Here is a 5,841-nt window from a genome sequence, read left to right on the forward strand (position 1 = left end):
CCCCTCCGTCAGAGCCTCCCGCCCCGTGCTCCCCGCCGTCCGTGCCGCCGCCAGCGTCGACATCACCGCGAGTCCCAGCGAGCCGCCCATCGTGCGTGAGGTGTTGACCAGCCCCGACACCAGTCCCGCCTCCCCGGGCGCCGCCCCCGACGTGGCCAGCGCGGCCAGTGGTGTCGTGGCGAGACCGGCCCCGAGCATCATCAGGACGCCGGGGATCATGATCGTGACGACGTAGTCCCCGTCCACGCTCATCGTCGACTGCCAGGCGAACCCGGCCACGGCCACGAGCGTCCCCAGCACCGCCACGTTCCGCTCGCCCAGCACCCGCATGAACCGTGGCGCCGCCTTCGACGCCAGCACGATCGCCAGGGAGCTCGGCACCAGTGCGAGGCCGGCCTCGGTCGGGGAGTAGCCGAGCACGTTCTGGGCGTACAGCGTCATGAAGAACCACATGCAGAACATCGCGGAGCCACTGAGGAACATCGCGACGTTGGCGGACGCCACCGAGCGCCGCCGCAGCAGTCCGAGCGGCATCAGCGGGGCCGCCGTACGTGCCTCGACCAGCAGGAACACCCCGATCAGCGCCACCCCGACCATGAGCGGGACCACGGTCGCCGCCGACGTCCACCCCTCGGCCTCCGTCTGCGAGATGCCGTACGCCGAAGCCGCCAGCCCCGCCGTCACCAGCACCGCGCCCGGCAGGTCGAGCCGTCGCCCGTCCCCGGCCCGGTTCTCGGTCAGCCACCACAGGGCGCCGAGGAGGAGGACCGCGCCGACCGGCACGTTGACCAGCAGCGTCCAGCGCCACGACCACACGTCCACCAGCACCCCGCCGACGAACCCGCCCGCCGCGCCGCCGCCCGCACCCACCGCCGTCCAGGTCGCTATGGCACGCGCGCGTGCCGCTCCCTCGGGCACCGCGGACGTGACGATCGTCAGTGTCGAGGGCGCCAGTACCGCCGCGCCCAGCCCCTGCACGGCCCGTGCGACCAGCAGCTACCAGCCGTCCTGGGCCAGTCCGCCGCCGAGCGAGGCGAGCGTGAACAGGCCGAGCCCGACCAGGAACATCCGCTTGCGCCCGTACAGGTCGCCGGCCCGTCCGCCGAGCAGCATGAACCCGGCGAAGGCGATCGCGTACGCGTTCACCACCCACTGCAGGCCCTGCTCGCTCAGGGCCACGACGAGGAACTGTCCGGCGCACGCGAGCGCCACGACCAGCCAGACGGGAGGTGTCGTACGTGGACGACGTGGACGGGGGGCGCGGGTCACTGCGGCGGCTTCCAGCATGGCCGTCATGGTCTCAACCGCCGGATGCCCCCGGCATCGGGATTTCGGCCCGGTCCGTCCCCGTAGGAAGACCTAGGCCGGTCCTGGGCCTGCCTCTTCTTCAAGAGAAGCTAAAGAATTCGTTAGCTGGCCAAAGCATCGGAATAGTTGCCCCAGCACACCGGGTTGGCCACTCACATGAGACCTACGCCGACCGATCAGCCCAGCCGCCCGGCGAGCGGCGCCCTCGTCCCGGTGCTCGCCTTCGCGGGCATCGTCGTCGCGGTGATGCAGACCCTGCTCGTCCCGGTCATCAAGGACCTGCCCCAACTCCTCGACACCGAGCCCAGCAACGCCACCTGGGTCCTGACCTCCACGCTTCTCTCGGGCGCCGTGGCCACGCCGATCATGGGCCGCCTCGGCGACCTGTACGGCAAGCGCCGGATGCTGATCGCCAGCCTCGCGGTGATGGTGGTCGGCGCGCTGGTCAGCGCGCTCACCAGCGACCTGATCGTCATGGTCGTCGGCCGTAGCCTCCAGGGCTTCGCGATGGGCGCGATCCCCCTCGGCATCGGCCTCATGCGCGACATGCTGCCCCGCGAGAAGCTCGGCTCGGCGATGGCCCTGATGAGCTCCTCGATCGGCGTCGGCGGCGGCCTCGCCCTGCCGCTCGCGGCCCTGATCGCCCAGCACGCCGACTGGCACGCCCTCTTCTACGGTGCCGCGGCCCTCGGCGTGCTCTCCATCGCCCTCACCCTCCTCGTCGTACCGGAATCCCCCATGCGCGCCGAGGGCTCCTTCGACGTGCTCGGCGCGTTCGGCCTCTCCACCGGCCTGGTCCTCTTCCTCCTGCCCATCACCAAGGGCAGCGACTGGGGCTGGAGCTCGGGCACCACGCTCGGCCTGTTCGCCGCGTCGGCCCTCGTGCTGCTCCTGTGGGGCGTCTTCGAACTGCGCACCAAGGCGCCGCTCGTCGACCTGCGCACCACGGCCCGCCCGGCCGTCCTCTTCACCAACCTCGCGTCGATCATGGTCGGGGTCAGCTTCTACGTCGTCTCGCTGGTCCTTCCCCAGCTCCTCCAGCTCCCGAAGGCCACCGGCTACGGCCTCGGCCAGTCGATGGTCGTCGCCGGACTGCTGGTCGCCCCGCTGGGCCTGACGATGATGTTCACGGCGCCCGTCTACGCCCGCCTGTCCGCGAAGTACGGCCCCAAGACCACCCTCATCCTGGGCATGCTGATCATCGCGATCGGCTATGGCGCGGGTCTGGGTCTCATGAGCGCCGCCTGGCAGAGCCTGGTCATCGCCGTCGTCCTCGGTGCGGGCATCGGCCTCGCCTACTCCTCGCTCCCCGCCCTGATCGTCGGCGCGGTCCCCGCCTCGGAGACGGGCGCGGCGAACGGCCTCAACACGCTGATGCGGTCCATCGGTACGTCGGTGTCGAGCGCCGTCATCGGCATGGTCCTTGCCAACACGGCGAACACCGTGAACGGGGTCGAGATCCCGACCATGCACGGTTTCCGCGTCTCCTTCCTCATCGCGACCGGTGCGGTGGCGATCGGTCTGCTGATGGCCCTGTTCCTGCCGAAGCCGAACCGTGCGCCCCAACTGCGGGCGAGCAGCGAGGAGGAGGACAACCTGGCGCGCGCCGAGGAAGCCCTGCGCGGTTTCCGCGGCCGGGTCCTGGACGCCGAGGGCACCCCGGTCCCCCGCGCCAAGGTCACGCTGATCGACCGCCGCGGCCGCCAGGCGGGCGCGACGCTCTCCGAAGAGGACGGCAGTTACGCCCTCGCGGTCCCGGCCCAGGGCACGTACGTCCTTGCCGCCCGCGCCACCGGCCACGGGCCGCTCGCCTCGTCGGCAACCCATGCGGGCGACGAGAGCGCGGTCGCCCTGGACCTGTCGCTGCCGGGCGGGACGGTCTCCGCCTGACCCACCGCCACCGCACCCCCCGTCGCCCACATGGCGGGGGGCGTGGTGCACCATGGGGCGCCCACAGACCCGTACGACCGGAAGGCCCCCGCCCATGACCGCGGCACCCAAGCCCGAGATCCTGGCCGCGTTCGAGGCGGCGAAGGGATTCATGCCGGTGGACGAGGGCCTCGCCTTCTACGCGGCAGCCGTCGAGGCCGGCACGCTCGGGCTGCCGCTCCTGGAGGTCGGCACGTACTGCGGCCGTTCCGCGATCCTGCTCGCCGAGGCGGCCCGCGCGGCCGGTGTCACCGCGCTGACCGTCGACCACCACCGCGGCAGCGAGGAGCAGCAGCCCGGCTGGGAGTACCACGACCCCGAGACGGTCGACCCCGAGATCGGCCTGATGGACACCCTGCCGACGTTCCGCCGGACCCTGCACAAGGCGGGCCTGGAGGACCACATCGTGGCCCTGGTCGGCCGTTCCCCGCAGATCGCGAAGATCTGGAACTCGCCCCTCGCCCTCGTCTTCATCGACGGCGGCCACACCGACGAGCACGCGAGCGCCGACTACGAGGGCTGGGCGCCCCATGTCGCGGAGGGCGGACTGCTCCTCATCCACGACGTGCACCCGGACCCGAAGGACGAGTTCACCGGCCAGGCGCCGTACCGGATCTATCTGCGGGCGCTGGAGTCGGGGGCGTTCACGGAGGTGTCCGCCACGGACACGCTGCGCGTGCTGCGGCGGGTGGGTGCGGGGATCTGAGGCACCGCGGGTCTCACGGCTTCACGTTGATGTCGATGTCGACCGGGGTCTGGATGACATTGCCCGTGCCGACGCCCGGCTGACCGTAGACGTAGTCGACGGCACAGACGTCTTCCGGCGGCATGCAGGGGAACGCAGTGGCCTGGGCCGTCGGCGCCCCCAGTACGACCGCCCCGGCGACGGCGACGGTGGTGAGGACGCCCGCTATGACTCGCACATGTGAAATCATGGTCGATTCTCGACATATCACCCAGTCGTGAGCGACACCGACGGTGCCGTTCGGATGAAGCGACCCACCCTGCGGGCACCCGCCTGCCGCGCCGGTGACCCGCCGCTAGGGTGGTTGTCGTGTCGTACGTAGGCCCGGACTTCGATCCTCCCCAGCCCCGCCGTTCCCGGCGCCGCCCCCTCACCGTCGCGGTCGCCGCGCTCGTCCCGGGCGCGCTGCTCGGGTGGCTGGTGTACGAGGCGGTGGGTGGATCGGATGGCGGCCCGGACCGCCCCATGGGGGCGTCCTCGGCGTCCGGCGGTCTCTTCACGCCCGCCGAGAGCCCCACGGACGACGACAAGGAGCCGAGCCCTGGCGTGACCCCTTCGCTCACCGGTCCCACCTCCTCCGCGCCCGTCGCCGCCGGCCCGCTCAAGGGCAAGGTCGTCGTCATCGACCCGGGCCACAACCCGAACAACTTCCAGCACACGGCCGAGATCAACAAGAAGGTGGACATCGGCACCGGCTGGAAGGAGTGCGACACCACGGGCACCTCCACCAACTCCGGTTACGCGGAAGCCAAGTTCACCCTTGACGTCGCCCACCGGCTGCGCACCCTGCTGGAGAAGCAGGGCGCCACGGTGAAGCTGACGCAGGACGGCGACCGGACGTTCGGCCCGTGCATCGACGAGCGGGCGAGCATCGGCAACAAGGCGGACGCGGACGCCGTGGTGTCGATCCACGCGGACGGCGCGGGCGCCGGCCAGCGCGGCTTCCACGTCATCCTCCCCGGCAAGGTCAAGGCGGGCAGCGCCGACACCGGCCCGATCGTCGCCTCCTCCGCCGAACTCGGCGAGCGCATCGCCGGCAACTTCGTCCGCGTCACGGGCAGCGCCCCCTCCAACTACGTCGGCGACGGCACCGGTCTGGTCACGCGTAAGGACCTCGGCGGTCTCAATCTGTCAACGGTTCCCAAGGTGTTCATCGAGTGCGGCAACATGCGCGATAGCAAGGACGCGGCACAGTTGACCAGCGGTGCCTGGCGACAGAAGGCGGCGCAGGGGATCTCTGAGGGGATTGTGAGTTTCCTGCGCGGGTAGCGTTCCGCGGGTTGATCCCCGGGGACAGCTTCGTCGGACGGACGATAAGGTCGTCTTTACGATGAGGGGCCACCCCCGCGCTTCACACAGGGGCCTTACGGCGACATGGTGACAGCGACGCCTCCAACGAAGCCGATGACGAGACGACTGAACCGAAGGACCTAGAAGTGAATATCCGCTCCCTCACTCGAGGCGACGGCGTGGTGATCGGAGCAGCGGTACTGCTCTTCATCTCGTCGTTCCTCAAGTTCTACACCGTCGACGGGTACAGCAGCATCTCCGTCACCGCGTGGGACAACCTCGGCTACGGCCTCGGCACCTACATGGGCGGCGTCATCGGCGCCGCGCTGATCGTCGTCAACCGCCTCCTGCCGCAGCCGCGCAAGGTTGCCGGCCTGGACCTCGGGACGGTGGGCGCGGCGTTCGCCGTGCTCGTCGCGTGGAGCCTGTTCTGGACCCTGGTGGATATCAGCGACGGTTCCAGCGCCGCCGCCGGTCTCATCCTCGGCTTCATCGCCGCCCTGGTCCTGACCGGTGGCGCCATCGCCACCCCTCTCGTCCCCGCCCTCCAGGCCGCCCTCGTCCCGGCC

Annotated in this window: 4 protein-coding genes and 2 pseudogenes; 4 read left to right on the plus strand and 2 right to left on the minus strand. The window is 70.8% G+C overall.

From position 1 onward, the window contains the following. Positions 1 to 1,296, minus strand: a pseudogene (locus tag TN53_RS39875) (MFS transporter); the annotation flags it as partial. A gap of 168 nt (positions 1,297 to 1,464) precedes the next feature. Here TN53_RS39875 and TN53_RS39880 point away from each other — a divergent pair. Both TN53_RS39880 and TN53_RS39885 read left to right on the plus strand, forming a co-directional pair. After that, a complete protein-coding gene (locus TN53_RS39880; protein ID WP_046263755.1) occupies positions 1,465 to 3,198 on the plus strand; it encodes an MFS transporter in 1,734 nt (577 codons plus the stop codon). A gap of 94 nt (positions 3,199 to 3,292) precedes the next feature. Next, positions 3,293 to 3,943, plus strand: a complete 651-nt coding sequence (locus tag TN53_RS39885; protein ID WP_046263756.1) for a class I SAM-dependent methyltransferase — start codon at positions 3,293 to 3,295, stop codon at positions 3,941 to 3,943. 13 nt (positions 3,944 to 3,956) lie between these two features. Here TN53_RS39885 and TN53_RS39890 read toward each other — a convergent pair whose 3' ends face one another. Beyond that, a complete protein-coding gene (locus TN53_RS39890) occupies positions 3,957 to 4,160 on the minus strand; it encodes a chaplin family protein (protein WP_046263757.1) in 204 nt (67 codons plus the stop codon). A 131-nt stretch (positions 4,161 to 4,291) separates the two neighbouring features. Here TN53_RS39890 and TN53_RS39895 point away from each other — a divergent pair, with 131 nt between their 5' ends. Together TN53_RS39895 and TN53_RS39900 are read left to right on the plus strand one after the other, a co-directional pair. Next, entirely contained in the window at positions 4,292 to 5,251 is a 960-nt protein-coding gene (locus TN53_RS39895) for an N-acetylmuramoyl-L-alanine amidase (RefSeq protein WP_046263758.1), read from the plus strand. Positions 5,252 to 5,451: 200 nt separating this feature from the next. Continuing rightward, positions 5,452 to 5,841 (plus strand): annotated as a pseudogene (locus tag TN53_RS39900) (DUF5336 domain-containing protein); the annotation flags it as partial.

This window comes from Streptomyces sp. WM6386 (assembly GCF_000972385.1).
Classification (GTDB): domain Bacteria; phylum Actinomycetota; class Actinomycetes; order Streptomycetales; family Streptomycetaceae; genus Streptomyces.

Excerpts from the sequence above, each read along its gene's own strand:
- TN53_RS39880 (WP_046263755.1), top strand. The coding sequence starts at position 1,465 with ATGAGACCTACGCCGACCGATCAGCCCAGCCGCCCGGCGAGCGGCGCC.
- TN53_RS39885 (WP_046263756.1), top strand. The coding sequence starts at position 3,293 with ATGACCGCGGCACCCAAGCCCGAGATCCTGGCCGCGTTCGAGGCGGCG.